This window comes from Thiocystis minor (assembly GCF_016653465.1).
Lineage (GTDB): Bacteria > Pseudomonadota > Gammaproteobacteria > Chromatiales > Chromatiaceae > Chromatium > Chromatium minus.
This window is the reverse complement of record NZ_NHSQ01000063.1, coordinates 25646-51668: the sequence shown is the minus strand read 5'-3', so window position 1 is coordinate 51668 and position 26023 is coordinate 25646. Positions and strand designations below refer to the sequence as shown.

The window sequence follows — 26023 nt, the reverse complement described above, 5'->3', positions numbered from 1 at the left end:
TGTCCCGCGAGCCATCCACATCCAGCTTTCCCGCCGAGCCGGCATCCCTGCCGCCGCCGTGTCTCCGTCTGGCTCGATTAAGCGATCTTGGCGCGTTGCTGAGTTTAGAAAATCGCTGTTTCGAGACTGACCGGATCAACCGCCGTCAGTTCCGTTACCTTTTGACCCGCGGGCGCGCCCAAACCCTAGTGGCGGAAGATGACGAGGGCCTGCTCGGCTATGTCCTCTTGTTGTTCAGCCGCGCCACCTCGGTCGCCCGGCTGTACTCGATCGCCGTGCTACCCCAGGCGCGCGGACGCGGCATCGGCCGGCGGCTGGTGGCGGTGGCCGAGGAGGCGGCCTGGGAACGGGAGCGTGCCTATCTGCGGCTAGAGATTCGCCGCGATAATCTGGCCTCGCAGGCGTTGTTCGAGGGGGCCGGTTACCGGCGTTTCGGGATCCTCTCGGATTATTACGAAGATCACATGGAGGCGCTGCGCTACGAAAAAACGCTGTCGCCGGGCCTCAAGCCTGAGCTGAAGCGAGTGCCTTTCTACGAGCAGACGCTGGATTTTACCTGTGGCTCGTCCTCCTTGATGATGGCGATGCAGGCGCTGCGTCCGAGTCTGGAACTGAACCGCACGCTCGAACTGCGCATCTGGCGCGAGTCCACCACCATTTTCATGACCTCCGGGCATGGCGGTTGCGGCCCGCTGGGTCTGGCGCTGGCGGCCCATCATCGCGGCTTCGGCGTCGAAGTTTTCGTCAACGATCCCGGCGTGCCGCTGGTGGCCTCGGTGCGCAGTCCGGAGAAGAAGGAGGTGATGCGCCTGGTCCACGAGGACATGCTCGCCGAGGCCGGACGCCTGGGCATCCCGGTCACGCAGGGAACCCTCTCGCTCGATGAGCTTCAGCGGCGCTGGGATGCCGGCGCCGTGCCGCTGGTGCTCATCAGTTCCTACCGCATCTATCAGGAAAAATTCCCCCACTGGGTCGTGATCACGGGCTTTGACGAACACTTCGTCTATGTCCACGACCCCTATGTCGACTACGACAACGGAGAGACGACGCTGGACTCGATCGATATGCCGATTCAACGCGACGAATTCACCCGCATGGCCCGCTATGGCCGGGTCGGATTGCAGGCCGTCGTCCTCGTGTCGCACTCCGCGGGGGGCGGCCGGAATGGCTGAGCATCTGCTGCTGGTGGAGCAACAAGGCGACTGGAAACCGGAGTTTCCGCGCCTGCCGGTGGTTACCGCGCGCGACTATCTAGCGGGCGGCGAGCTGGCCGCCAAGCGCGATCTACGCGTCATCAACCTGTGTCGGAGCTATCGTTATCTGTCGGTGGGCTATTACTGCTCGCTGCTTGCCGAGGCGCGCGGACATAAGGTTATCCCGAGCGTGCGCACCATTCAGGAACTCTCCAGTCGGGAGATCTACAGTCTGGCGACCGAGGAGTTGGACGGTCTGGCGCAGCGGCTGCTGGCCCGTCGCAAGACCTCTGCCCTGGCCCCGACCGCCTATGAGCTGACCATTTGTTTTGGCCAGTGCGATGTGAAGGAATTGCAGCCGCTGGCGCGGCTCATCTTCGAGACCTTCCGCTGTCCGATCTTGAAGGTCGAGTTCAAGCTCCAGGGCACCTGGCGCATCGGCGCCATCAAGGCGCTGCCGCTGGCGGCGGTCACCGGCACTGGCGAAGCGCCGCTGTTCTCGGCCATGGAAGGGTATCTGTCCCAGCGCTGGCGTCAGCCGCGGGCGCGCCTGTCCTACCGCTACGATCTCGCGATCCTGCACGATCCGGCCGAGGATCTGCCGCCGTCCGATTCCAAGGCGCTCGCACGCTTCGTTAAGGCCGGCAAGGCGCTGGGCGTCAACGTGGAACTGATTCAGCGCAAGGATTACAGCCGGCTCGCCGAATACGATGCGCTTTTCATCCGTGAGACGACTCGGATCGGTCACCATACCTTTCGGTTCGCGAAAAAGGCCGATAGCGAGGGCATGGTCGTCATCGATGACCCGGAGTCCATCCTGCGCTGCACCAACAAGGTCTATCTCGCCGAACTGCTCGCCGCCCATCGTATCCCCCGGCCCAAAACGCTGGTGCTGCGCAAGGAGAATCTGATGGAGGCCGAGGAGCAGATCGGCTATCCGATCGTGCTGAAGATCCCGGAAGGGTCTTTCTCGCGGGGCGTTTTCAAGGCCGAGGATCGCGCCGGTCTGACCCGGATCGCGAGTAAGCTATTCAAGGAATCGGATCTGATTCTGGCGCAGGAATATCTCTACACCACCTTCGACTGGCGCATCGGCGTCTTGGGTCGCCAGCCCTTTTATGCCTGTAAATATTTGATGAGTCGGGATCACTGGCAAATCGTCAAGCATGAATCGGACGGTGGCCACGAGCAGGGCGGTTTCGAGACGCTCGCCGTGGATCGGGTTCCGCCGGCGGTCATCAAGGCCGCGCTCAAGGCGGCCGATCTGATCGGCGACGGGCTCTATGGGGTCGATCTCAAGGAGACTCCGGCGGGTCCGGTGGTGATCGAGGTCAACGATAATCCGAGCCTGGACGCGGGGGTCGAGGACAAGGTGCTTGGCGATCAACTCTACTCGCGTCTGATCGCCGAGTTCGTCGAGCGGCTTGACCGGCGGCGGGTGGGGAAGCGTTGACCCTAAAAAGAGCAGTCGAACCGCAAAGAACACAAAAAACGCAAAGGATTTCGATGTCTTGCCGCGATGACGACATTCACCTAAGGGGCGACTATCGCACGCATGACAAGCCATTCTTTTTCTTCGTGTCCTTTGCGCCTTTGCGGTTCCACATTCCTGATTTAGGTTGACGGATCGGTTGTTGGTTGTCGGTTGTCGGTTGTCGGCTGGGCATGGTCGAGCGGTGCGCGTTGTCTTTGAGCGGCTCAATTGGGATACACTGAACCGAACAGGATCGTGGGCTATCGGACTGGATCTCTGCCCTCGATCAAACGCCTGTTTCCTGAATTCATGCGGAGATCGTCTTGATGCGACACCTCGGAAACGATTTGCTGACACCGCTATTCGCGGCCTGCTTTCTGGCTGCTCCCGCTTTCGCGCAAGAGGGCGCGCCAGTGGTGGACGCGATAGAGCCGGCACAGGCCCAATGGGAGATCGCTCCGCCAGGCGCGGTCGCGCCGACCGGTATGGAGTTGCCTTCGGAGATGATTTTGTCCGAGGAGACGATCCTGCCGGGCGGGATCGTGTTACCCGCGGGAACCGTCCTGCCCGCGGGCACGGTGCTGCCGGCGGGGACGATCCTGCCGCTGTCGACGCCCGTGTCCAAGTCCGTGACGGCGCCCGAGGCGCCGAGCGTTCCCGTGACGACAGAAGCATCCGCGCCGGCACCGTCAACCGAGCCCGCTCCGAGCACGGTCCCCGCACCGGCGCAGCCATCCGAGCCGACGGTCGGAATCCCCTACGTCAGCGGCGGGATCGGCGCATCGGAGCGCGAAGAGATGGCGCTGGTCAAGTCCAACTACAATCTGCGACTCCTGTTCGCCGTGCAGGGCTCGGGGGCCTATCTGGCGGACATTAAGGTGCGGGTCAGCGACATGGCTGGACCGACATTGCTGACGGCCGTCTCGCAAGGCCCCTGGTTTTACGTCAATCTCGCGCCTGGCCGCTATCTTCTCACTCTCGATAAAGCCGGTCAGATCCAGACCCGCGAGGTGACGGTGCCGGTAACCGGAGCGATCCAGGAAGCCTTCTATTGGGCGCCCTGACTTCATCCGCTCGGTCACGGGAAGCGCTGAATGCGCTTGGCGCGGCTGCCTACGCGGACCGGATCCAGGGCGTCAACACCCTGGAGCAGGCCGGGCCGCATGATCTCTGTTTCGCCGAGGAGGCCGGTCAGGCCGCGGCGGTCGCGCGGAGTCAGGCGGCGCTCATTGTCGTCGGCGACAATTTCCCCGCCGTGGCGGACAAACCGCTGCTGCGGGTCGCGGATCCGCGCGCGCGTTTCTTCGAGATCGCGGCCCTTTTTCTCCCCACGCCCGAGACCGATGGTCGTCATCCGAGCGCGGCGATTCACCCGGAAGCCGAACTGGGCACGGACGTGACGGTCGGTGCCTGCGCGGTCATCGCCGCCGGCGCGGTGGTCGGGAGCGGTTCGCGCATCGGTCCGGGCGTCTCCCTCGGGCCGGGCGTCCGCATCGGCGACGACTGTCTGATCGGCGCCAACGTCAGCATCCTGCGCGATTGCGAACTCGGTAATCGCTGTATCGTGCATCCGGGCGCGGTGATCGGCGGCGACGGCTTCGGCTTTCGCTGGGATGGCAGCGGACACCGCAAGGTGCCGCAACTCGGCCGGGTCGTCATCGAGGACGACGTCGAGATTGGCTGTAATAGCTGTATTGATCGCGCCACCCTCGGCATCACCCGGATCGGACGCGGCAGCAAAATCGATAACCTGGTCCAGGTCGCCCATAACGTCTCGGTGGGCTGTCATACCATCCTGGTCAGCCAATCCGGAATTGCTGGCAGTTCCACGGTTGGCGAGGGCGTGGTGGTTGCGGGGCAGGTGGCGATCTCCGATCATCTGCATGTCGGCGCTGGCGCCCGGATCGGCGGGCAGTCCGGCGTCGTTAAGGACGTGCCGCCCGGCGCGGCGGTGTTCGGCACACCCGCCAAGCCGTTGAAACAAGCGCTGCGGGAAAATGCGGCGCTGGCTCGCCTGCCGGATTTGCTAAAGCAGATCAAGCGTCAACAGGAGGTGCTCGAACGGCTGGAGGCCCGTTTGGCCAGCTTTGAAAGCGAGCTTGAGAATAATGATCTGAAACAGGGCGATTTCGAGTCCGCGGCAAATTGAGCGGTCGCGAATTCAGATGGGTCGGCATCCCTGATCCTGCATGACCTTGCGTGTCGCGGAGGAGCTAGCAATTGGATATCTTTATTGGCAATCTGCCGGGAGCGGCGACCCTGGTCGAACTCACGGATTTTCTGCATGGGATCGATTTGCGAACGGATTTCCAGTGTCATCAGGGCCAGGACGAGCACGCGCGGAATTATCATTTCGTCGTTGCCCGCACGGCGACACGGGAGGAAGGCCAGGCGCTGATCGACAGTCTGAACGGGCGGCTGTTCGAGGGGCAACCGGTTGAGGCGCGCGAATACCTACCGCGCAATCCCTGCGTGGGTTGGTCGGATTCGGACCGGCGGGTCAATCACAGGCTCGCTCAGGTCAGCGCCTAGCCGGGCGATTCGACTCCAGTACCGCCGCGCCTAAATTTCATTCGGTGCAATGGGACTAGTGCAACTGTGCGAAAGTCCCAAGACCGTCTCAGGTCGTTGTCGTGGTCTCGATATGGCGAATAATCGACAACGACAACGACAACGACAACGACAACGAGGAGGCCCCGGTCTCGGAACTTGAGCAGCGAAGCACTAGTCCAGCGCCTGCGCTTGCAGGCGCAGCCTTTGCAGGGTATGCACATGGTGAATGATGGCCTCGCGATCCGCGTCGCGCAGATGGCTGAATTCGAGCGCCGTTTCCAGGCCGTTTTCCCCGTTGTCGCACTTGACGACCCGCGCGAGCGCCTCGATTCGGCTCCGATCGGGAAACAGCGCGAGCCTTACCTGCACGAGCGAGCCGATCTCCAGACCCCTATCGGGCCGCAGACTCAGACCCTGTCCGCTGAGATTGACCGGCGTATCGGCATCTCTGGGAAAGTCGTCCCGTTGATCAATCGCGAAGGCAAGAACTTCAATCTGCCGTTCAAGCATGTCGACATAGGCGGCGACGGTCGGAAACCGAACGTCCAGGCTTCGGCGTTGCGGCAGATGCTTTTCGCGGATAGCGCGCAATTCATTGACTAGGCCAACGCGGGCGCTGGCGTCGGCAAAACCGGAGATCGCCGCCGCCTCGTCCGCGGCTGGAATCGGGGTCAGTTTTAGGCCAATCTGATCGTCGATGCGAAAATAACGGCGTCTTTCCTGTTCCGACATGGTTCTTGGACCTTCAGGGCTCGGGTGAGCCGGTGTCTATGATGCTGCATCGGATGTCGTGACATCCTTCAGTAACGACGTTGCCTCGTGATCGCCGAGCACGATGATTTCCACGCGCCGGTTCGTGGCGCGACCCTCGGGCGAGGTGTTCGGCTCCAAGGGGCGATTGTCGGCATAGGCGCGAATCTCGACCCGCGCGGGGGCGATTTTGCCGCGTTCGGTCATATTAAAGGCAACCGATGCCGCGCGCGCCGCCGAGAGAATCCAGTTGGATGGAAACTCCTTGGTCTCGATCGGAATGTTATCGGTATGGCCCGTCACGATGATCCGGCCTTTCACCTGATTCAGCGCGTCGCTGATTTTCGTCAGCACTTTCTGAAAGTCGGGGCCGATTGCGGAAGACGCCGACGGAAAGGAGCCTTTCTCGCGAATCCGGATGATCACCTGATCTTCGAAGGTGCTGATTTCCAGCAGACCCTCGGCGACCTCTTTTTTGAGCGCTTCCTCAAGTTCCTCCGCCTTTTTTTCCGCGTCCTCGACCTCCGGCTCCTTGATCTCAAGGTACTGCTTGGACGTATCCGTGGTCTGCTGACGGACTTCGTTGAGCACTGTGGGTTCGGGCTGGGCCGACGAAAACTCCTGGGCGATGATACTGGTGCCTAGCGGAACGCTCATCGCACTTCGATCCTCACGCTGGACGCCGAAGGCGACCTGCATCGAGCCGGCAATCTGTTTGAATTTCAGCACGTCCATTTCGGAAAAGGATAGCAGAAGCACGAAGAACACCATCAGAAGCGACATCAAATCGGCGAAGGTCATTACCCATTCGGGAATCCCTGCTGGCGGTTCGGGGCATTCGCATTCTTCGTCCATCGTTGACCTCGTTGTGCCAGATGGGTGCGCTTAGTTCTTGCTGCTGCTTTGCCGCTGACTTTCCGGCAGATAGGCCATCAGAAGCTGCTCCAGCACGCGCGGATTCAGACCTTCCTGAATGCCTGAAATGGACTCAAGGATGAGCGTTTTGGACAGCTTTTCCTCGTTGCTGCGCAATTTGACCTTTTCCGCAATGGGCGTGGCGACCGCGTTGGCGATCACCGCGCCATAGAGCGTGGTCAACAGCGCCACCGCCATGGCGGGGCCGATACTTTTAGGGTCGGACATGTTTGCCAGCATCTGCACCAGACCGATGAGGGTGCCGATCATGCCCATCGCCGGCGCAACCTCGGCGACCGCCTTGAAGACGCCGTAACCGGCTTCCTGGCGCTGAATGGTAAGGTTGATGTCCTTCGACAGCACCTTGCGCACTACGTCCGGTTCGTGACCGTCGACACACATGCTGATGCCTACCTTAAGGAAGGGATGCGAGATCTCCTTTCCCTCCAGCGCCAGCAGTCCTTCCTTGCGGGCCACCGAGGCCAGACTGACGGCCTCCTCAATGAGCTTCTGCGGATCGGCGCTCTTGAACAGAAAGGCGCCCAAGCCGACCTTGAAGCTGCCGAGGAACTGCCCCATGGTGGTGCGGAACAGCACGACAAAGGCGGTGCCGCCAACGACGATGACGATCGAGGGGACATCGACGAACCCCATCACATCGCCGCCAAGCACGATCGCGCCGATCATGACGCCCATCGCGCCGATCAAGCCCAGTAAGGTTGCCAGATCCACTTATCATCCCCTTTTGCATTGGCCACGATGATCTCATTTGGATCCGCGGGGTGCGTCAAAAAACCGGCTGCATCGCCAACACGGGCCAGAGCGATCCGTGATCGCGCATTCTCGATCATCCCATCGTGAAGGTCCAGCCGTCGGGATGGGTCTACAATAACGTTTCACCACCCGCTCGGCACGTGCATCCATGACACCCGCCCCCGACATTTTCTCCTACCGTAAACACTGGGCGCATAAATTCGGCACCGCGCCCGAGTTGCCGATGTCGCGCGCCGAGATGGATCTGCTCGGCTGGGACAGTTGCGATGTCATCATCGTCACCGGCGATGCCTATGTCGATCATCCGTCGTTCGGCATGGCGATCATTGGGCGCTTGTTGGAGTCGCAGGGGTTTCGGGTCGGCATCCTTGCCCAGCCGGACTGGACCTCGGCGGCGCATTTCCAGCGACTGGGGCGGCCGAACCTCTTCTTCGGAATCACCGCCGGCAACATGGATTCGATGGTGAACCGCTATACCGCCGACCGGCGCCCGCGGTCCGACGACGCCTACACCCCGGACGCGGCGCCCAACCGGCGCCCGGACCGTTCGGTGACGGTCTATGCGCAACGTGCCCGCGAAGCCTTCAAGGGCGTGCCTATCGTGATTGGCGGGATCGAGGCCAGTCTGCGCCGCATCGCCCATTTCGATTATTGGTCGGAGACCGTCCGCCGTTCGGTGCTGCTGGATGCCAAGGCCGATCTGCTGATTTTCGGCAATGCGGAGCGGGCGATCGTCGAACTGGCGCACCGGATGGCGCGCGGCGAACCCCTCGAACACATCCGCGATCTGCGCGGGACCGCGTTCATGAACCGTAGCCTGCCCGAGGGTTGGACCGAGATCGACCTAAGCCAGCTCGCTGCGCCGGGTCGCGCGCGTGTCCATCCCAATCCCTATCAGGCCGAGCCGGCCTGTCCGGAAGGCGCGAGGCTCTGCCGGGAGGAGGGCGTCTCGTCCGCCGAGACCGATACCGACGGGCAGGATGCCCGTTCCCCGCGCCCGGCGCGCGCAACCACGGCGGTTCGATTGCCCTCCTTCGAGCAGGTGCGCGCCGATCCGGTGCTCTACGCCCATGCCTCGCGCGTTTTCCATCTGGAGACCAATCCGGGCAATGCCCGCGCACTGATCCAGGCCCATGGCGACCGGGATATCTGGCTCAATCCGCCACCGATTCCGCTGACCGGCGCGGAGTTGGATCGGGTCTACGAACTGCCCTTCAGCCGCCTCCCGCATTCGAGCTATGGCGCGGCGCGGCTGCCGGCCTGGGAGATGATCCGTCACTCGGTCAACATCCTGCGCGGCTGTTTCGGCGGCTGCACCTTCTGCTCCATCACCGAGCACGAGGGCCGCGTTATCCAGAGTCGCTCGGAAGACTCCATCCTGCGCGAGGTCGCCGACATCCGCGACCGCGCGCCCGGTTTCACCGGCACCATCTCGGACCTGGGCGGCCCAACCGCCAACATGTGGCGTCTGGCCTGCCGCGACCGACGCATCGAGTCGGCCTGCCGCCGCCTGTCCTGCGTCTACCCCGATATCTGCCGCAATCTTGACACCGACCACGCGCCGCTGATCCAGCTTTACCGCAAGGCGCGCGCCGTCCCCGGCATCAAGCGCGTCCTGATCGCGTCCGGTCTGCGTTATGACCTGGCGGTGCGCTCGCCGGCCTATATCCGCGAACTGGTCATGCACCATGTCGGCGGCTATCTCAAGATCGCCCCGGAGCACACCGAGGCGGGGCCGCTCGGTCAGATGATGAAACCCGGCATCGGTGCCTATGACCGCTTCAAGGAACTCTTCGACCGCGCCTCGCGCGAGGCCGGTAAGGAGCAGTACCTGATCCCTTATTTCATCTCCGCGCATCCGGGCACCACCGACGAGGACATGCTGAACCTGGCGCTCTGGCTCAAGCGCAACGGTTTCCGTTTGGATCAGGTGCAAGCCTTTCTGCCCACCCCGCTCGCGCTCGCCTCGGCGATGTATCACAGCGAGCGTAATCCGCTGAAACGGGTCACGCGGAACTCGGAGCGGGTGCCGGTAGTGCGCGGACAACGTCAGCGGCGGTTGCACAAAGCCTTCCTGCGCTATCACGATCCAGAGAACTGGCCACTGCTGCGCCAGACCTTGAAGGACATGGGTCGCGCGGAGTTGATCGGTAACGGCAAGCGGCATCTGGTGCCGAGCTTTCAGCCTGTCGGGACCGGCGGGGTACCCGAGAGTCACCAGCGGTCTCGGATAACGCCGCCATCTGCTGAGCGCGCACGCACCGGACGCGCGAAGCCGTCAGGTCCAAGGCGACCACGCAGCTCGCGTTGACTTAAACCTGTGCATGTCGAGCGCCAGCATTCAGTGAATGCGGCTTCACGGAAACGATGGTCGACTCCATTCATTCGTTGATCGCTTGTCAGTTCGCGACCAAGTGTCATACTGAGAAATAAAGGTGGAGTTCACCCAGAGAGGAGGATTAGCGATGTTTCTCAAGCAGAGTTCGACTGGAAAATTGATCGAGGTCTTGAGTCAAAGAGATCTCTTCAACCCGCTGCATCAATCGATCGTCGGTCGTTATCATGCCGGAGAAGAGTTGCAGGATCCGGAGAGCTTCGAGAAATCCGAACTCGTCTTTGTCTCGGACGAGTCCTTGCCGCGTTGCTGGACCGATGTACATTACCGCGATGAGGAAGTTCATCGCCACTACCGGAAGGCGTCTTGACGCGTCGTCAGTGCGCGCTAAAACGCACGCGGCATCTAAAGTTCGACGTTTGCCCGGTGGCTCGGCCAGCCAAACGAACAAACGTCTATCCTGACGCGCTCTAGATGCTGTCGATCGCGACTGGGGGCTGTTTATGCGTCCCGCCGTGGGTGGCGTTTTTGCCACCGTTCGCGTTGGGTTTCGAGTGTCCACTGTTTTCTTCTGGATCGCGCATCGGACGGCCGTTCATGATGTCGTCGATCTGATCCCTGCCAATGGTTTCGAATTTCAGTAAGGCTTCGGCCATCGTGTGCAGCTTGTCCAGATTCTCATTGAGCAAGCGCTGGGCGCGCTGATAATTGCGGTCGATGATGGTCCTGACCTCTTTGTCGATGGATTGGGCCGTCTCGGGCGAGACGTGGCGGTGCTGCGTGACCGAGCGTCCCAGGAATACCTCGCCCTCGTCCTCGGCGTAAGCCAGCGGCCCCAGACCATCCGAGAGTCCAAAGCGCGTCACCATGTTGCGCGCGATCTCCGTGGTGCGCTCGATGTCGTTGGAGGCCCCCGTGGTGACGTTCTCTGGACCAAAGATGATTTCCTCGGCCAATCGTCCGCCGAACAAGCTGGAAATCTGGCTCTCCAACTGACGTTTGCTCATGCTGTAGCGATCGCGTTCGGGCAGGAACATGGTGACGCCTAGAGCCCGTCCACGCGGGATGATGCTGACCTTGTGCACCGGATCGTGCTCCGGAACCAGTCGACCGACGATCACATGTCCGGATTCGTGATACGCCGTCAGTTTCTTTTCGGACTCGGACATGACGATGCTGCGCCGCTCGGCCCCCATCATGATCTTATCCTTGGCCTTCTCGAACATGAACATCGAGACTTCGGTGTCGCCGGAGCGCGCCGCGAACAGGGCGGCCTCATTAACGAGATTGGCCAGATCGGCGCCCGAGAATCCGGGCGTGCCGCGGGCGATGGTCCGGGCATCCACGTCCTCGGCGATGGGCACCTTGCGCATATGCACTTCCAGGATGGCCGCGCGTCCGGCAAGATCCGGGAGACCGACCACGACCTGACGGTCGAAACGGCCAGGGCGAAGCAGCGCTGGATCCAAGACGTCGGCGCGGTTGGTGGCCGCGATCACGATGACGCCCTCGTTGCCCGTGAAACCGTCCATTTCGACCAAGAGCTGATTGAGGGTTTGCTCGCGCTCGTCGTGTCCGCCGCCTAGTCCCGCGCCGCGCTTGCGTCCGACGGCGTCGATTTCGTCGATGAAGATGATGCAGGGCGCGGTCTTCTTGGCCTGCTCGAAGAGATCCCGCACCCGCGAGGCGCCGACGCCGACGAACATCTCGACGAAGTCGGAACCGGAAATGCTGAAAAAGGGCACCTTGGCCTCGCCGGCGATGGCGCGCGCAAGCAGTGTCTTACCGGTACCGGGGGGACCGACCATCAGCACCCCGCGCGGAATCCGCCCGCCAAGATTGGTGAATTTTTGCGGGTTGCGCAGGAAATCGACCAGTTCGCCGACTTCTTCCTTGGCCTCTTCGACGCCCGCGACATCCCGCAGGGTCACCTTGACATCGCCCTCGGCATGTTGCCGGGCACGGCTTTTGCCGAAATTGAAAATGCCGCCCGCGCCACCGCCGCCGCCCGCGCTACGGCGCATGAGCCAGATCCAAACGCCCGCCAGCAGCAGGAAGGGCAGCCAGGCGACCAGCATCTGCATGAAAATGCTTGGCGAAGCCGGCGGCTCGGCGCGGATCGTCACAGAGTGTTTGAGCAGGTCGCCAACCAGCCCGGGGTCGCCCGGATCGAAGGTCTCGAAACGCGAGCCATCGGTGCGAACACCCTTGACTGTCTGGTCCTGGATCGTCACTTCGCGGATCGAGCCATCCGTCAGCTCTTGCAGAAACTGACTGTAGCTCAACGAGCGCGATTCGGTTTGCTCTGTCGAAGTCATGGTGTTTAGCATCATGACCAGCCAGAAAGTGACGGCAATCCAGAGTAGGATGTTCAAAATCTTTGCATTCATTCTAAGACGTACCTCGTTGACCGTTGCGTTGTGCGAAGTGGTTTGTCTTGCCGCAACGCTTTCAGGCTAGATCGGGTCGGGGGCATAAAAACCAACTCGGAGTTTACCGGAGATTAACAGGTTTGATGTCGGATTGGATGTTGCCTGGCAAACGAAAAGCGCCGTTTATAGGGATGTTTTTCAATGTTTGAAACAATACCCTTAAACATCAACCCAACCACTGACAACGACAACGACAACGACAACGACAACGACAACGACAACGATAACTGACCACTGACCACACCATCATGTCGCTTGGACCTATCATGCTCGATCTCGCGGGGACGGCGCTTGACGCCGTGGACCGCGAGCTTTTGCGTCATCGCGCCGTCGGCGGGGTGATCCTCTTTTCGCGCAACTATGAGTCGCCGGAGCAGATCGCCGAGCTCACGTCATCGATCCATGCCTTGCGCGAGCCGCGTCTGTTGATCGGAGTCGATCAGGAAGGCGGGCGCGTCCAGCGTTTTCGCGAGGGTTTCACGCGCCTGCCGCCAGCGGGACGTTTCGGTCGGCTCCACGCGCGCGATCCCGCGCGCGCGTGCGCCGCCTGCGAGTCGGTGGCCTGGTTGATGGCCGCTGAGTTGCGCGCCGCCGGCGTCGATTTCAGTTTTGCGCCGGTGCTGGATCTCGATCGAGCGATCAGCCAGGTCATCGGTGACCGCGGTTTTGCCGCCCGGGCAGACACAGTACGGGAGTTGGCCGTTGCCTGGATGGACGGTGCCCGGCATGCCGGTATGGCTTCGGTGGGCAAACATTTCCCAGGACACGGTGGCGTCGCGGCGGATTCGCATGCCGAACTGCCAACCGATGCGCGCGCTTTCGCCGAGATTGAACGGGAGGATCTGACCCCGTTTCGGCGCCTAATCGGCCATGGGCTGGAAGCCGTGATGCCGGCGCATGTCGTCTATCCCGGCATTGATCGGCGGCCTGCTGGATTCTCGTCGATCTGGTTGCGGGAGATTCTGCGCGACAGGCTTGGTTTCCAGGGCGTCGTTTTCAGCGACGATCTCAACATGGCGGCTGCCGGCGCCGGCGGGGGATACGTCGAGCGCGCGCAGTCCGCGATCCAGGCGGGTTGCGACATGCTTTTGATCTGTAATAATCGGCCGGCGGCGGTTGTGATCGTCGATGCTTTCGGCGAGCATCATGATCCCGTGGCTCACCTGCGTTTGCTACGCATGCACGGCCGCGGACAGCTTGAGCGCGTGCGCCTGCATGAACACCCCGAATGGCAGCGTGCGATCCGCTATGTCGCTCAACTGGAAGAGTTCGAAACGCTCGCTCTCGAACTCGACGACCCAACCGATCCGGAGAAGGCGGAATGAAGCTTGCCGCAACTCAGTACGCGGCTGTTGAGGGCCGCGCCGAATGTGTGGTGACGGCTACGGAAATGGAAGCCGCGCTCGACCGGATGGCCGGCGTGCTGACCGAGCGTCTGGCGGGCAGGGATCCGTTGGTGCTTTGCGTCATGACCGGCGGGATCGTCGCGACCGGTCTGCTATTGCCAAGACTGCACTTTCAATTGCGGCTCGATTATCTCCATGCGAGCCGTTACCGGGGAGCGACCCGCGGTGGCGAGATCGTCTGGCGTTACCGCCCGTCGGAGGCGATCCGCGGCGAGCACGTCCTGGTTCTCGACGACGTTCTGGATGAAGGCGTCACGCTCGACCAGGCGGTCCGCGCCTGCCATGAGGACGGCGCCGCCAGTGTGCTTTCCGCGGTCCTGGTCGAGAAGTGCCGCCCGCATCAATGCGAGGCCGATGTGGTGGGAGTCCGGGTGCCAAACCGTTATCTCTACGGTTATGGTCTCGACTATAAAAATTATTTCCGAAATGCCCGTGGCGTCTTCGCGGTTGCCGATGAAGATGTCTGAATCGCGTCAGCGGCGACATTCGTCGAGTCGGGCGAAGCCGAATCGACACGCCAGGAATACCTGTGGCCATAGGCGCCGCAGGATTGTGCGGGCTGGAGCGGTATTTGGCAAAATACCAATATAATTAAAGACTTTTTGACTATTTCAGTGGTTTGGTATACATCCTCTCAGGCAATCCGATGGTGCGATCTCGAAACGCGTGCGGTGGCGATGTTCGCTTGCTGGCGCGCGGCGGTATCGGCGCGGCATCGGTGCCCCTAACGAGCTATCGCTAACGAGGATGAGGTATGTCTGACCTGAATGGTTACCGCAATTCGCACGCCGAGCTGCGCCAGATGATCGATGATTTGAACTCGATCCTCACGCCGGAGTTGTTGAAGATCCGGCCGAACGCCAAAACCGCCTATGAGCTGCTCTGCGATCTCGGCAGAAAGGTGCGAAGTCATTTGGCGGAGGAGGATCGCAGTCTCTATCCGATACTGCTGATCCACGAGGATCCAAAGGTTAAATCCCTTGCCTGGGGATTTATTAGCGGCGAGAAACCGCTTCGCAAGATTTTCGACGATTACCACAAGCATTGGCTCAAAAACTGCGATTTTAAATTTACCGATGACTTTCTGGCCGAAACTCATGAAGTCTTCGAAATGGTTGCCAAGCGTATTGAGCGCGAGGAGCAGGTGCTTGTTCCAAAATTGCTGGAAATCGGACTTTTTCAGGAAACGCAGCGGTCTGATTCCCTGAGTTGCTGAACGCCTGATTATCCCTGGGTGACCAAGCCGACACCAACGCTTCGGTTTGGTTTCCCGGGCGCTCTCCGGTAAACTCCTCCGCTTTACCGGTGGCGGGGCGTGAATGTCTCTTCTTGCGATCGTCGGTGGGTCGGGCTTTACGGGGATTCCCGCACTGTCAGTGCTTGAGGCACGGCATGTCGAGACGCCCTACGGCGAGACGTCGGCCCCTGTCACGCGGGGGCAATTCGGCGCGAGCGAAGTGCTGTTTCTTCCTCGTCATGGTCCGTCTCACCAGCTGCCGCCGCACCGGATCAACTATCGCGCAAATCTGTGGGCACTGCGCGCCTGCGGCGCCGAGCGCGTGATCGCCTTGGCTGCGGTTGGCGGTATCACGGCACGCTTTGCCCCGACCGCTCTGGCCATTCCCGATCAGATCATCGATTACACTCACGGGCGCGAGCACACCATCTATGATGGCGCGACCGGGGTCGTTGAGCATATCGATGTGACTGCGCCCTATTGCGAGGATTTGCGTCTTGCCGCGATGGCGGCCTGTGATCGCACGGGGCACGCGGTGATCCGCCAGGGAACCTACGGCGCCACGCAGGGGCCTCGACTGGAAACCGCCGCGGAGATTGGGCGCTACGAGCGTGACGGTTGCGATATGGTCGGCATGACCGGCATGCCCGAGGCGAGTCTTGCGCGGGAGTTGGGCCTCTGCTACGCCAGCTTCGCCTTCGTCGTCAATTGGGCGGCGGGTAAATCTGACGGTATCATCGCCATGCGCGACATTGAGATAAACATTGCGCGTTGCGTGGAGCAACTCGTGGAGGTTTTGATATCCCTTGCGGCCGATCAATGATTGCCGCCATGGCTAGCGATGCGGCGGGCTTTGGCGAATTGAATGCGTTTTATCGCTTTATTCATCACATTTGACTACTTTGAGGAGTAATAAGCATGGCTGACTCGGAAACTACCGCTTCCCGTTCGGTTTTCGGCTGGTTGCCGAAATTGATCCTTTGGGGAGTTGTGATCGCCTTTGGCTACCTCTATCTGAGTTCGATCGATCAGCAGGAAGGTGGTTCCTCTGTCTCTCTTCTGGAGAAAATCGCTCAACTGAGCCCAATCCCGATTTCCGCCTTGCCAGGCTCGGAATCCAAGTCGGTTCCCGTGACGGAAAGTCAGGTCATGGCGAGCCCTGTTGAGCAGAGCCCGGTCGCCGAACATTCCGGCTCCATGGCTCCTGAGACCCCCAAGGCCCTGCATGAGACGACACAGATCCAGGAGTCCCAGCCGGTCAATGACGCGGAGTCAGCCGTCTTCGCGAAATCGTTGATGAACACAGAGCCCATGACGCCGCCGGCCGCCGTTCCGCAGAAGAGCGTTGCGCAACCTCAGGTTCCGGTCCTGGATCAGCAGACGCCGCGCGCCGTGGCGCCGCCGCCCATGCCGGCGTCCGTGCAGTCCGCCCCCCCAGCTTGGGCTATGCCTCCGAGGATGGCGCCCGAAAACCCCTCGCCTTCGGTTCGGCAGGCTCCTTACGATTGGGAGGCAATGGAGCGACAGCAGGCGCAGATGCGGGCTGAATACGCAGCCATGCGCCGCGAGGCCGACGAGCGGATGCGCCAGTACTGGGAGGGCATGAGAAGTTCGGCGCCTGTCGCTGGACCTTATGGCTACCCCGGCTATCCATCTGGTTACGGGTCCGGAGCCGCCGCCCCACAACGCTGAGGCCAATCGCCGGCGCGACGGACACTCTGGTCGTCGCGCCGTGCCGCCGGGAATGCTTTTCGTGCAGTCACCGGAAACGCGGACAAGCAGCAATCCGGCTTATTCTGCATCGCTATCCATGCGTAATTCGATGCAGCGGTCGGATGCAGGCGGCGGGAGCTTCGCGCATCCAGCCTTGCGCTTTGTGGTAAGAGCGGATAGACTCCCAGTGCTTAAGGAGAAGGCGGTTTTAGTCACTACCCACATACGCCGTCCATAAGGCCCCGTTACGGGGTTTTTTTGTCGCTCTCAAATATGGCGCCATGGGCTGATCTAAGATCGCTGTGGTGCGGTAATGAGGTTGGGCCAATGGCCCAATTTTTGTTTCTGAAGGGCGGATTATGCAGTCGGCAGACAGCAGTATTACCAAATTGGCGCGCGGGGTTGTGGAGCCCATGGGGTATGAACTCGTGGGCGTGGAATTTTTCCCGCACGGCGCCAGTGGCGCCACGCTGCGGATCTACATCGATCACGAGCGGGGCATCACGCTGGATGACTGCACCGCGGTCAGTCACCAGTTGAGCGGCGTCCTGGATGTCGAGGATCCTCTCCCCGGTCACTACGATCTGGAGGTGTCCTCGCCCGGTATCGATCGGCCGCTGGTCTTTCCCGAGCATTTCCAACGTTTCGCGGGTCGTCGCGTCAGAATTCGCCTGGCTGAAAAGCTGGAGGGGCGCCGCAGGCTGGAAGGCATGCTGCTAGGTTTCGATGCCGGAACGATTAAGCTGGATGCCGACGATCGTCTTTGGGAGATTCCGCTCGATGATGTGGAGTCCGCTCGTCTCGTCTACGAATTTCGAGCCTCGGGCGAGACGGCACGCAATGATGACGATTGATGGGTCGCAAGCGCTGAGTTGGATACAGGTAGCATGAGCAAAGAAATTCTACTGGTCGTCGAAGCCGTTTCCAACGAAAAGGACGTCTCCGAGGATGTGATCTTCGAGGCGATCGAGGCGGCTTTGGCATCGGCGACCCGCAAGAAACATGGCGGCGATATCGACGTCCGCGTGGTCATCGACCGTAAAACCGGCGACTACAATACCTTTCGTCGCTGGGAGATCGTCCCGGATCCGGAACAGGGCGTGCTGGAGGCGCCATCCCGCCAGATCACGGAGTCCGCCGCCGCCATTCTTGAACCGCAGCTTGAAGTGGGCGACTTCATCGAGGAAGAAATCGAGTCGGTGCTTTTCGGGCGCATCGCCGCTCAGACGGCCAAGCAAGTCATTGTCCAGAAGGTGCGAGACGCCGAGCGCGCCAAAGTCGTCGCGAATTTTGTCGAGCGCAAGGGGCAGTTGGTCACCGGCATCGTCAAAAAAGCCGAGCGCGGCTCCATTCTGCTCGACCTGGGCAATAACGCCGAGGCGTTGATTCCCCGCGACCATCTGATACCACGAGAGTCCGTGCGTTCCGGGGATCGGATGCGCGGCTATCTCTACGATGTGCGTTCCGAGCTCAAGGGTCCGCAACTCTTCGTGAGCCGCACGGCGCCGGAGCTACTGATCGAACTCTTCAAGCTGGAGGTTCCCGAGGTCGGCGAGGGTCTGATTCAGATCCTGGGCGCGGCGCGCGATCCCGGCTCGCGGGCCAAGATCGCGGTGCGGACCACGGACCCACGGATCGATCCGGTCGGCGCCTGTGTCGGCATGCGCGGCGCGCGCGTTCAGGCCGTCTCCAACGAGCTGAATGGCGAACGGGTCGATATCATCCTATGGGACGACAATCCGGCGCAGTTCGTCATCAATGCCATGTCGCCCGCGGATGTCGTCTCGATCGTCATCGACGAGGAAGCGCGCAGCATGGATGTCGCCGTCAAGGAGGAAAACCTGGCCCAGGCCATCGGTCGCTTCGGTCAGAACGTGCGTCTCGCCACCCAGTTGACCGGTTGGGAGCTGAACGTGATGAACGAGCAGGACGCGGCGGTTAAAAGCGAGCAGGAGGCCCAGCGTTCCGTGCAGAACTTCGTGATCCAATTAGGGGTCGATGAAAGCATCGCCGCGGTGCTGGTCGAGGAAGGATTTACGAGTGTCGATGAAGTGGCCTACGTGCCGCTCGCCGAGATGCAGGCCATCGACGAATTCGACGATGACACGATCGATATGTTGCGTGAGCGCGCGAATGACGTCCTGTTGACGCGTGCCATTGCCTCGGAAGAGGACGCCGGTCCGGAAGCGGGCGACGATCTTCTGTCGCTGGAAGGCATGGACGAAACGCTCGCCGATGCGTTGGCCGCCTTAGGTATCGCCACCCTGGATGATCTCGCCGAGCAGTCAGTCGACGAACTTATGGAAATCGAGGGCATGGACGAAGAGCGGGCGGGGCGCTTGATCATGAAGGCACGCGAACACTGGTTCGCCGATGCCGCAGAGGAATAGAGGTTTAAAGGTCAGTCCATGAGTGAAGTCACGGTCAAGCAACTCGCCTCCACGGTCGGTATTCCGGTCGAGCGACTCCTTACCCAATTGAACGAGGCGGGCATCAGCGCCAGCGGCGCCGACGCTACCTTGACGGAACAGGAGAAAGTTAAGCTCCTTGGCTATCTTCGCCGCAGCCATGGCAAGGATGGGGAGGAGGATGGCGGCGCGGCGCCGAGCCAGGTTACCCTCAAGCGTAAATCGGTCAGCGAATTGCGTCAGGTGACTGCGGTACCCCGCAGTACCGCCGGCGTTAGGCCCGCGCCACCGGCGCGCGGCAAGACCGTGAGTGTCGAGGTGCGTCGCAAGCGCACCTATGTCAAGCGCGGCGACGAGACACCGTCCGCGCCGGCACCCTCTGCCACGCCCGCGACACCGCCCCCGCCAGTATCGGCCGCTCCTCCGCGTCGCCCCCCTGTCGAACGTCCGCGTCCCGCACGAGAGCGCGCGGCGCCTAAAGCGCCGGTTTACGACGAGGTGCGACGCCGTACCGAACTCCAGTCTTTGCGCGCCGAGCAGGAAGCGCGGCGCCTGGCCGATCAGGAAGATCAAGAATTGCGTGCTCGCGAGGAGGCGATCCGCCGGCGTGCCGCGGACGAGGAGCGTCGTCTTGCGGAAGACGAGCGTCGGCGCGCGGAAGATGCCGCGCGGATCGAAGCCGAGCGTCTGGCGTTGATCGAGGCCGAGGCCGAGGCTGCCCGCCAAGCGCTTGAAGCGCTTCAGGAGCCGGAGCCGGTCGTTGTGGAAAGCGAGGTCAAGAGGCCGCCGCCCGCCCGCCCCCCGGCGTCAGCTCCTGCCGTTGCGCGTCGCGTCGAAGCGGCAAAGCCCAAAAAGGGCGGCGTCAAGAAGACTGCGGAACCCGAAGAAAAAGATCGGGCCGTCAAGAAAGCGGTGCGCAAGGATTCAACTCGCACTCGCGAACAAATCGTGACCCCCAGAACCGATTATGAAGAGGTCGAGAGCGGTGCCGGGACCAGTCGGGGCTTGCGCCGCCGGAAAAAGACCAAGCCGGAACTCCAGGACAAGCATGTCTTTCAGCGCCCCACCACGCCCGTGATTCACGAGGTTGAGATCCCTGAGCTGATCTCGGTGGGCGAACTGGCCAGCCGGATGTCGGTCAAGGTCTCCGTGGTCATCAAGGAATTGTTCAAGCAGGGCATGATGGTCACCATCAATCAAGCCCTGGATCGCGATACCGCGTCGATCGTCGTCGAGGAACTGGGCCATAAGCCGGTGATCGCCGACATGCGCGACGCTGAAAACACCCTGCTCGATGAAGTTCAGGAGCAGGAAGGACAGGCCGAGTCCGTTGCGCGTCCGCCGGTGGTCACCATCATGGGTCACGTCGACCACGGCAAGACCTCGCTGCTCGACTACATCCGACGCACGCGGGTGGCCTCCGGCGAGGCCGGCGGCATCACCCAGCATATCGGCGCCTACCATGTCGAAACCGCCAAGGGCACGGTGTCCTTCCTGGACACGCCTGGCCATGCGGCCTTCTCGGCCATGCGCGCGCGCGGCGCCAAGGTCACGGATATCGTGATCCTGGTCGTGGCCGCCGACGATGGCGTGATGCCGCAGACCGTCGAGGCCATCCAGCATGCACGCGCCGCCAAGGCGCCGCTGATCGTCGCGCTCAACAAGATGGACAAGCCGGACGCCAATCCGGACAAGGTCATGCAGGAACTGACCCAGCACGAGGTCTTGGTCGAGGAGTGGGGCGGCGACACCATGATGGTGAAGGTCTCCGCCAAGACCGGGGTCGGCATCGACGAACTGCTCGACGCCATCCTGCTCCAGGCCGAGGTGCTCGAACTCAAGGCGCCGGTGGACGGACCCGCGCGTGGCGCGATCGTCGAATCCAGTCTCGACAAGGGACGCGGGCCGGTCGCGACGGTGCTGGTGCAGACCGGCACCCTGCGCCGTGGCGACATCATCGTCAGCGGCGGCGAGTACGGTCGGGTGCGGGCCATGTTCGACGAGGCCGGCGCGCCGGTCGAATCCGCTGGCCCGTCCATCCCGGTGCAGGTGCTCGGACTCTCGGGCACGCCCAAGGCCGGCGACGACGTGATGACGGTGAGCGACGAGCGGCGTGCCCGCGAGGTTGCCGAATTCCGCTCGGCGCGCTCGCGCCAGAGCCGTTTCGACGAACAGCGCGGCGTGAGTCTCGATCAACTCTTCTCCCAGCTCAAGGACGGCGAGCAGAAGAGCGTCAATCTTATCATCAAGGCCGACGTTCAGGGCAGTCTGGAGGCCCTCAAGGACAGCCTGCTGAAACTCGCCAACGACGAGGTCAAGCTGTCCATCGTGGCCTCCGGCGTCGGTGGAATCACCGAATCCGACGCCAATCTCGCGGTGAGTTCCAGCGCCATCATTCTCGGCTTCAACGTCCGCGCCGATGCCGCCGCCCGCCGCGTGGTGGACGAGAAGGGACTCGATCTACGCTATTACAGCATCATCTACGAACTGATCGATGACGTGAAGAAGGCGATTTCCGGGCTCCTGAGTCCGATCGTCACCGAGGAGATCATCGGTCTGGCCGAGGTGCGCGACGTGTTCCGGTCCTCCAAGTTCGGCGCCATTGCCGGCTGTCTGGTCACCGAGGGCGCGATCCGTCGCAACAGTCCCATTCGAGTGCTGCGCCAGAACGTCGTGGTCTACGAGGGCGCGCTGGAGTCGCTGCGCCGCTTCAAGGACGATGTCAGCGAGGTCAAGGCGGGCATCGAGTGCGGCATTGGCGTGAAGAACTATAACGATGTGCAGCCCGGCGACCAGATCGAGGTCTTCGAGCGCACCGAGCGAGCGCGCGTGCTGTGAATGTGAAGGAATTCGATCGCACCGAACGCATCGGTGCCGAGTTGAAGCGGGTGCTGGCGGTGGCGGTGCGCGATCAGGTCCGGGATCCCCGGCTTGGCAACATCACGGTGCATGAGGTGCGGGTGACGCGGGATCTGGCGCATGCCAAGGTCTTCTTCACCTGCTTCCCGACCGACGAGGACGCGCCGACCCAGGAGCGTCTGCTCAATGGCCCGCTGTCCGGATTTCTGCGTCATGCGATCGCTCGGGAGGTGCGTCTGCGCACCATTCCGCAGTTGCATTTCGTCTTCGATACCTCGATCGGCTATGGCGAGCGTTTGTCCTCGCTGATTGACGAGGCCGTCGCGCAAGCGTCTCCCGACGATCGTCAAGCCACGGACCAGGAGCATTAAATTGATGGGACGTCGCCGTAGTTCGGGGCGCAATGTCACCGGAATTCTCTTGTTGGACAAGCCGCTTGGCCTGTCCTCGAATGACGCGCTACAGCGCGTCAAACGCTTTTATCAGGCCGCCAAGGCCGGTCATACCGGCAGTCTGGATCCGCTCGCGACGGGGCTGCTGCCTTGTTGTCTGGGCGATGCGACCAAGTTTTCCGCCTTCCTGCTCGACGCGGACAAGCGCTATCGCGTCCGCGTGCGTCTCGGCGTGACCACCACCACGGCCGATGCCGAGGGCGAGGTGGTCGAGACGCGCCCGGTGGTCGGGGTCGACGAAACGCGTGTGCGGGAAGTCCTGCGGGGCTTTCTAGGTGGGATCGACCAGATGCCGCCCATGTATTCGGCGGTCAAGCATCAGGGCCAACGGCTTTACAAGCTGGCGCGTCAGGGCGTGGAAGTGGAGCGCCAGACGCGCCGGATCGAGATCTTCTCCCTGGATCTGCTGTCCTTCGAACTGCCCGAGATCGAACTCGACGTGCATTGTTCCAAGGGAACCTATGTGCGTACCCTGGCCGAAGAGATCGGCCGCGAACTGGGGTGTGGCGGCTATGTGAGCCAACTCAGGCGCACCGGCGTCGGCCCCTATGCCGAGCCCGCCGCGCCTTTCGTCACGCTCGATCAGGTCGAGAGCATGTCCGAGGACGAGACGCCGCAACGCCTGGATGCACTGCTGCTTCCGCTCGACAGCGCGCTCGGTCACTGGCCTGCGGTGAAGCTCTCGGCCGACGCGGCATTCTATCTGGGGCAGGGTCAGGCGGTGCTGATTCCTCAGGCGCCGACCGAGGGATTGGTGCGTCTCTATGATGCCTCGTCCCATTTCGTCGGTGTCGGCACCATCCTCGAAGACGGCAAGGTGCAGCCAAAGCGTCTCATTTGAGGTGATTTCCGGGAAAGCTTTTACCAGAATCAACGCTTCAAATGGACAGGATTCACAGAATTTTCAGCTGGCCAGATTCCCCTGAAGTCATTGTCGGGGAAATCGGTTTGGCGGTCGTCACCGCCGGATACGGGCCTTTTTCAACGTCCCCACGAATTTAGGAGACAACCAATGACCATGACCGCGGTAGAAAAAAAGAAAATCGTCGACGAATATGCGCGCGCCGAGAGAGATACCGGTTCGCCCGAGGTTCAGGTCGCCCTGCTGACGGCGCGAATTCTGCAGCTGACCGGACACTTCAAGGAACACAAACACGATCATCATTCGCGCCGTGGTCTGGTGCACATGGTCAACGCGCGGCGGAAACTGCTCGATTACCTGAAACGCAAGGATATCGACCGTTACCGCGATCTCATCGCGCGTCTGGGTCTGCGTCGCTAACCCGATCAGCCCCGATCTCGGCGAACGGGGGCGGTTCCGCCCCCGCTTCGCCCGCTCCTCGCGGTCCGGAGGCCGCGGGCTGCGCGGCCCAAACACCCCGAGGATATATTCGTGATTCCCACCCCCATCGTGAAGCAAGTGCAGTTCGGCAACCAGACGCTCAGGCTGGAAACCGGCGAGATCGCGCGTCAGGCCGACGGCGCCGTCATGGTCAACCTCGACGATACCGTGGTGTTGGTGACGGTGGTCGTCGACAAGCGCCCCGGCGTGGTCCGCGATTTTCTGCCTCTGACTGTCGACTATCAGGAAAAGACCTATGCCGCCGGCCGGATTCCCGGCGGTTTCTTCCGCCGCGAGGGGCGCCCAAGCGAGGGCGAAATCCTCACCTCGCGCCTGATCGACCGTCCGGTCCGTCCGCTGTTCGCCGAGGGCTTCACCCGCGAAGTTCAGATCATCGCCACGGTCAAATCGCTGAACCCGGCGGTCAATCCCGAGGTTCCGGCGTTGATCGGCGCCTCCGCCGCGCTCTCGATCGCGGGTCTGCCCTTCAATGGCCCGATCGGCGCGGCGCGGGTTGGCTACAAGAACGGCGAGTACATTCTCAATCCGGCCGTCATCGGTCTTGGACCGGATTCGGATCTGGATCTGATCGTCGCCGGCACCGACCAGGCGGTCCTGATGGTCGAATCCGAGGCGCGCGGCCTGTCCGAGGAAGTCATGCTCGGGGCGGTGCTCTTCGGTCATGAGCAGATGCAGGTCGTCATCCAGGCCATCCGCGAACTGGCCGCCGAGGTCAACAAGCCCGAATTACCCTGGACCCCGCCGGAACCCAACCAGGAGTTAGCGGACGCCGTCGCGAATGCCTGCGGCGAGCCGATCGCCACGGCCTACCGGATCCGCGAAAAGCAGGTGCGTTACGCGGCACTCGACGCGGCGCGCGCGGCAGCGCTCGATATGCTGGTCGGCGAGGCGCCCAAATGGACCGAGGCACAGGTCAGGACGGCGATCGAGCAACTTGAAAGCACCACGGTGCGCGGGTCCATTCTGGCCGGCAATCCGCGCATCGACGGCCGCGACGGCAAGACCGTGCGCCCGATCACCATCCGCACCGGCGTCCTGCCACGCACCCACGGCTCGGCGCTCTTCACCCGTGGCGAGACCCAGGCGATGGTCATCACCACCCTCGGCACCGAGCGCGATTCGCAGATCATCGACGCACTCGAAGGTGAGCGACGCGAGCATTTCATGCTGCACTACAACTTTCCGCCCTTCTGCGTGGGCGAGACCGGACGGGTCGGTTCGCCCAAGCGGCGCGAGATCGGTCACGGGCGTCTCGCCAAGCGCGGCATCCTGGCCGTCATGCCGAGCATCGAGGAATTCCCCTACTCGGTGCGCGTGGTTTCGGAAATCACCGAGTCCAACGGCTCCAGCTCGATGGCCAGCGTCTGCGGCACCAGTCTGGCGCTGATGGACGCGGGCGTCCCGATCAAGGCGCCGGTGGCGGGTGTCGCCATGGGTCTGATCAAGGAAGGCGACCAGTTTGCCGTCCTCACCGACATCATGGGTGACGAGGATCATCTGGGCGACATGGATTTCAAGGTCGCCGGAACCGTCGCGGGCATCAACGCGCTGCAGATGGACATCAAGATCCAGGGCATCACCAAAGAGATCATGGAGACCGCGCTCGCTCAGGCCAAGGACGGACGGCTGCACATCCTCGGCGAGATGGCCAAGGTCATCCAGGCGCACCGCTCCGAGATGTCCGAGCATGCCCCGCGCATCATCGAGTTCAAGATCCATCCCGAGAAGATCCGCGATGTCATCGGCAAGGGCGGCGCCGTGATCCGCTCGATCACCGAGGAGACCGGCGCCACCATCGACATCAACGACGACGGCGTGGTCAAGATCTTCTCGGTGGAGAAATCCGCCGGCGAAGAGGCCAAGAAGCGCATCCGTCTGATCACCGCCGACGTTGAAGTGGGCAAGATCTACGAGGGCAAGGTCGCGCGTCTGATGGACTTCGGCGCCTTCGTCACCATCCTGCCGGGCCGCGACGGTCTGGTGCACATCTCGCAGATCTGCGAGGAGCGCGTCCAGTCGGTCAGCGACAAGCTCAAGGAAGGCGATCAGGTGCGGGTCAAGGTGCTGGAAGTCGACAAGCAGGGTCGGATTCGTCTAAGCATGAAGGCGATCGAGCCGGGCGAATAATCCAGATTCGCCAATTGCTGGTTGAAGATAAG

At 62.0% G+C, this 26023-nt stretch carries 23 protein-coding genes; 19 read left to right on the top strand and 4 right to left on the bottom strand.

Translation table 11 applies throughout. The features are described 5' to 3' along the window. Window positions 1-98: 98 nt before the first annotated feature. The 5 genes from CCR95_RS07320 to CCR95_RS07300 all read left to right on the top strand — a co-directional run bounded on the left by CCR95_RS07320 (window position 99) and on the right by CCR95_RS07300 (window position 5199). Window positions 99-1172 carry a GNAT family N-acetyltransferase/peptidase C39 family protein gene (locus tag CCR95_RS07320; protein WP_242523110.1) on the top strand — a complete coding sequence of 358 codons (1074 nt, stop codon included), beginning with the start codon at window positions 99-101 and terminating at the stop codon, window positions 1170-1172. Further along, window positions 1165-2646 (top strand): RimK family protein, encoded by a 1482-nt coding sequence (locus tag CCR95_RS07315; RefSeq protein WP_201093152.1) that lies wholly within the window; start codon window positions 1165-1167, stop codon window positions 2644-2646. The genes CCR95_RS07320 and CCR95_RS07315 overlap by 8 nt, the downstream gene beginning before the upstream one ends. 347 nt (window positions 2647-2993) lie before the next feature. Continuing rightward, complete coding sequence (locus CCR95_RS07310; RefSeq protein ID WP_201093150.1) at window positions 2994-3731, top strand: carboxypeptidase regulatory-like domain-containing protein; 738 nt, start codon at window positions 2994-2996, stop codon at window positions 3729-3731. Then, window positions 3719-4816 (top strand): UDP-3-O-(3-hydroxymyristoyl)glucosamine N-acyltransferase, encoded by a 1098-nt coding sequence (gene lpxD / locus CCR95_RS07305; protein WP_242523107.1) that lies wholly within the window; start codon window positions 3719-3721, stop codon window positions 4814-4816. The genes CCR95_RS07310 and lpxD overlap by 13 nt, the downstream gene beginning before the upstream one ends. Window positions 4817-4887: 71 nt before the next feature. Next, entirely contained in the window at window positions 4888-5199 is a 312-nt protein-coding gene (locus CCR95_RS07300) for an RNA-binding protein (protein ID WP_201093148.1), read from the top strand. Between the two features lie 192 nt (window positions 5200-5391). Here CCR95_RS07300 and CCR95_RS07295 read toward each other — a convergent pair whose 3' ends face one another. From CCR95_RS07295 to pomA, 3 genes are read right to left on the bottom strand one after another with little or no spacing between them, the layout of a single operon-like run. Next, window positions 5392-5952, bottom strand: coding sequence for a PilZ domain-containing protein (locus CCR95_RS07295; RefSeq protein ID WP_201093146.1), 561 nt, complete (start codon window positions 5950-5952; stop codon window positions 5392-5394). Window positions 5953-5988: 36 nt separating this feature from the next. Beyond that, window positions 5989-6825 (bottom strand): flagellar motor protein MotB, encoded by an 837-nt coding sequence (locus CCR95_RS07290; protein ID WP_201093144.1) that lies wholly within the window; start codon window positions 6823-6825, stop codon window positions 5989-5991. A 30-nt stretch (window positions 6826-6855) separates the two neighbouring features. Then, window positions 6856-7617, bottom strand: a complete 762-nt coding sequence (gene pomA / locus CCR95_RS07285; RefSeq protein ID WP_201093142.1) for a flagellar motor protein PomA — start codon at window positions 7615-7617, stop codon at window positions 6856-6858. A 190-nt stretch (window positions 7618-7807) separates the two neighbouring features. Here pomA and CCR95_RS07280 point away from each other — a divergent pair, with 190 nt between their 5' ends. Both CCR95_RS07280 and CCR95_RS07275 read left to right on the top strand, forming a co-directional pair. Next, the gene (locus CCR95_RS07280; protein ID WP_201093140.1) at window positions 7808-9970 is read left to right on the top strand and encodes a YgiQ family radical SAM protein; all 2163 of its coding nucleotides are present in this window, start codon (window positions 7808-7810) and stop codon (window positions 9968-9970) included. A gap of 154 nt (window positions 9971-10124) precedes the next feature. Beyond that, window positions 10125-10364: an acetyltransferase gene (locus tag CCR95_RS07275; protein ID WP_201093194.1), complete on the top strand. Its 240-nt coding sequence runs from the start codon at window positions 10125-10127 to the stop codon at window positions 10362-10364. A gap of 100 nt (window positions 10365-10464) precedes the next feature. Here the strand turns inward: CCR95_RS07275 and ftsH are convergent, their stop codons facing one another. Further along, window positions 10465-12384: an ATP-dependent zinc metalloprotease FtsH gene (gene ftsH, locus CCR95_RS07270; RefSeq protein ID WP_201093138.1), complete on the bottom strand. Its 1920-nt coding sequence runs from the start codon at window positions 12382-12384 to the stop codon at window positions 10465-10467. Between the two features lie 290 nt (window positions 12385-12674). On the opposite strand from ftsH, the gene nagZ reads away from it, so the two are divergent. The 12 genes from nagZ (at window position 12675) to pnp (ending at window position 25991) form a co-directional block, all read left to right on the top strand. Continuing rightward, on the top strand, window positions 12675-13751 hold the full coding sequence (nagZ, locus tag CCR95_RS07265; RefSeq protein ID WP_201093135.1) for a beta-N-acetylhexosaminidase: 1077 nt from the start codon (window positions 12675-12677) through the stop codon (window positions 13749-13751). Then, window positions 13748-14299, top strand: a complete 552-nt coding sequence (locus CCR95_RS07260; RefSeq protein ID WP_201093133.1) for a hypoxanthine-guanine phosphoribosyltransferase — start codon at window positions 13748-13750, stop codon at window positions 14297-14299. The genes nagZ and CCR95_RS07260 overlap by 4 nt, the downstream gene beginning before the upstream one ends. Window positions 14300-14586: 287 nt before the next feature. Then, complete coding sequence (locus tag CCR95_RS07255; protein WP_201093132.1) at window positions 14587-15048, top strand: hemerythrin domain-containing protein; 462 nt, start codon at window positions 14587-14589, stop codon at window positions 15046-15048. A gap of 103 nt (window positions 15049-15151) precedes the next feature. Continuing rightward, window positions 15152-15892 (top strand): S-methyl-5'-thioinosine phosphorylase, encoded by a 741-nt coding sequence (locus CCR95_RS07250; RefSeq protein WP_201093128.1) that lies wholly within the window; start codon window positions 15152-15154, stop codon window positions 15890-15892. Window positions 15893-15987: 95 nt separating this feature from the next. Continuing rightward, window positions 15988-16761, top strand: a complete 774-nt coding sequence (locus CCR95_RS07245) for a hypothetical protein (RefSeq protein ID WP_201093126.1) — start codon at window positions 15988-15990, stop codon at window positions 16759-16761. Window positions 16762-17141: 380 nt separating this feature from the next. Further along, window positions 17142-17636 carry a ribosome maturation factor RimP gene (gene rimP, locus CCR95_RS07240; protein ID WP_201093124.1) on the top strand — a complete coding sequence of 165 codons (495 nt, stop codon included), beginning with the start codon at window positions 17142-17144 and terminating at the stop codon, window positions 17634-17636. Window positions 17637-17669: 33 nt separating this feature from the next. Further along, window positions 17670-19172 carry a transcription termination factor NusA gene (gene nusA, locus CCR95_RS07235; RefSeq protein WP_201093122.1) on the top strand — a complete coding sequence of 501 codons (1503 nt, stop codon included), beginning with the start codon at window positions 17670-17672 and terminating at the stop codon, window positions 19170-19172. Between the two features lie 18 nt (window positions 19173-19190). Beyond that, window positions 19191-22028, top strand: coding sequence for a translation initiation factor IF-2 (gene infB, locus CCR95_RS07230; protein ID WP_201093121.1), 2838 nt, complete (start codon window positions 19191-19193; stop codon window positions 22026-22028). A gap of 2 nt (window positions 22029-22030) precedes the next feature. Next, complete coding sequence (rbfA, locus tag CCR95_RS07225) at window positions 22031-22420, top strand: 30S ribosome-binding factor RbfA (RefSeq protein WP_201093192.1); 390 nt, start codon at window positions 22031-22033, stop codon at window positions 22418-22420. Between the two features lie 4 nt (window positions 22421-22424). Further along, window positions 22425-23342 carry a tRNA pseudouridine(55) synthase TruB gene (truB, locus tag CCR95_RS07220; protein WP_201093120.1) on the top strand — a complete coding sequence of 306 codons (918 nt, stop codon included), beginning with the start codon at window positions 22425-22427 and terminating at the stop codon, window positions 23340-23342. A gap of 171 nt (window positions 23343-23513) precedes the next feature. Next, window positions 23514-23783 carry a 30S ribosomal protein S15 gene (gene rpsO, locus CCR95_RS07215; protein WP_014779461.1) on the top strand — a complete coding sequence of 90 codons (270 nt, stop codon included), beginning with the start codon at window positions 23514-23516 and terminating at the stop codon, window positions 23781-23783. Window positions 23784-23894: 111 nt separating this feature from the next. Continuing rightward, a complete protein-coding gene (pnp, locus tag CCR95_RS07210) occupies window positions 23895-25991 on the top strand; it encodes a polyribonucleotide nucleotidyltransferase (protein WP_201093119.1) in 2097 nt (698 codons plus the stop codon). The last annotated feature ends 32 nt before the right edge of the window (window positions 25992-26023 follow it).

Excerpts from the sequence above, each read along its gene's own strand:
- rpsO (WP_014779461.1), top strand. The coding sequence starts at position 23,514 with ATGACCATGACCGCGGTAGAAAAAAAGAAAATCGTCGACGAATATGCG.
- CCR95_RS07290 (WP_201093144.1), bottom strand. The coding sequence starts at position 6,825 with ATGGACGAAGAATGCGAATGCCCCGAACCGCCAGCAGGGATTCCCGAA.
- nagZ (WP_201093135.1), top strand. The coding sequence starts at position 12,675 with ATGTCGCTTGGACCTATCATGCTCGATCTCGCGGGGACGGCGCTTGAC.
- CCR95_RS07255 (WP_201093132.1), top strand. The coding sequence starts at position 14,587 with ATGTCTGACCTGAATGGTTACCGCAATTCGCACGCCGAGCTGCGCCAG.
- CCR95_RS07295 (WP_201093146.1), bottom strand. The coding sequence starts at position 5,952 with ATGTCGGAACAGGAAAGACGCCGTTATTTTCGCATCGACGATCAGATT.
- truB (WP_201093120.1), top strand. The coding sequence starts at position 22,425 with ATGGGACGTCGCCGTAGTTCGGGGCGCAATGTCACCGGAATTCTCTTG.
- CCR95_RS07275 (WP_201093194.1), top strand. The coding sequence starts at position 10,125 with ATGTTTCTCAAGCAGAGTTCGACTGGAAAATTGATCGAGGTCTTGAGT.
- CCR95_RS07315 (WP_201093152.1), top strand. The coding sequence starts at position 1,165 with ATGGCTGAGCATCTGCTGCTGGTGGAGCAACAAGGCGACTGGAAACCG.
- CCR95_RS07260 (WP_201093133.1), top strand. The coding sequence starts at position 13,748 with ATGAAGCTTGCCGCAACTCAGTACGCGGCTGTTGAGGGCCGCGCCGAA.
- CCR95_RS07280 (WP_201093140.1), top strand. The coding sequence starts at position 7,808 with ATGACACCCGCCCCCGACATTTTCTCCTACCGTAAACACTGGGCGCAT.
- CCR95_RS07250 (WP_201093128.1), top strand. The coding sequence starts at position 15,152 with ATGTCTCTTCTTGCGATCGTCGGTGGGTCGGGCTTTACGGGGATTCCC.
- infB (WP_201093121.1), top strand. The coding sequence starts at position 19,191 with ATGAGTGAAGTCACGGTCAAGCAACTCGCCTCCACGGTCGGTATTCCG.
- ftsH (WP_201093138.1), bottom strand. The coding sequence starts at position 12,384 with ATGAATGCAAAGATTTTGAACATCCTACTCTGGATTGCCGTCACTTTC.
- rimP (WP_201093124.1), top strand. The coding sequence starts at position 17,142 with ATGCAGTCGGCAGACAGCAGTATTACCAAATTGGCGCGCGGGGTTGTG.
- nusA (WP_201093122.1), top strand. The coding sequence starts at position 17,670 with ATGAGCAAAGAAATTCTACTGGTCGTCGAAGCCGTTTCCAACGAAAAG.
- CCR95_RS07245 (WP_201093126.1), top strand. The coding sequence starts at position 15,988 with ATGGCTGACTCGGAAACTACCGCTTCCCGTTCGGTTTTCGGCTGGTTG.
- CCR95_RS07310 (WP_201093150.1), top strand. The coding sequence starts at position 2,994 with ATGCGACACCTCGGAAACGATTTGCTGACACCGCTATTCGCGGCCTGC.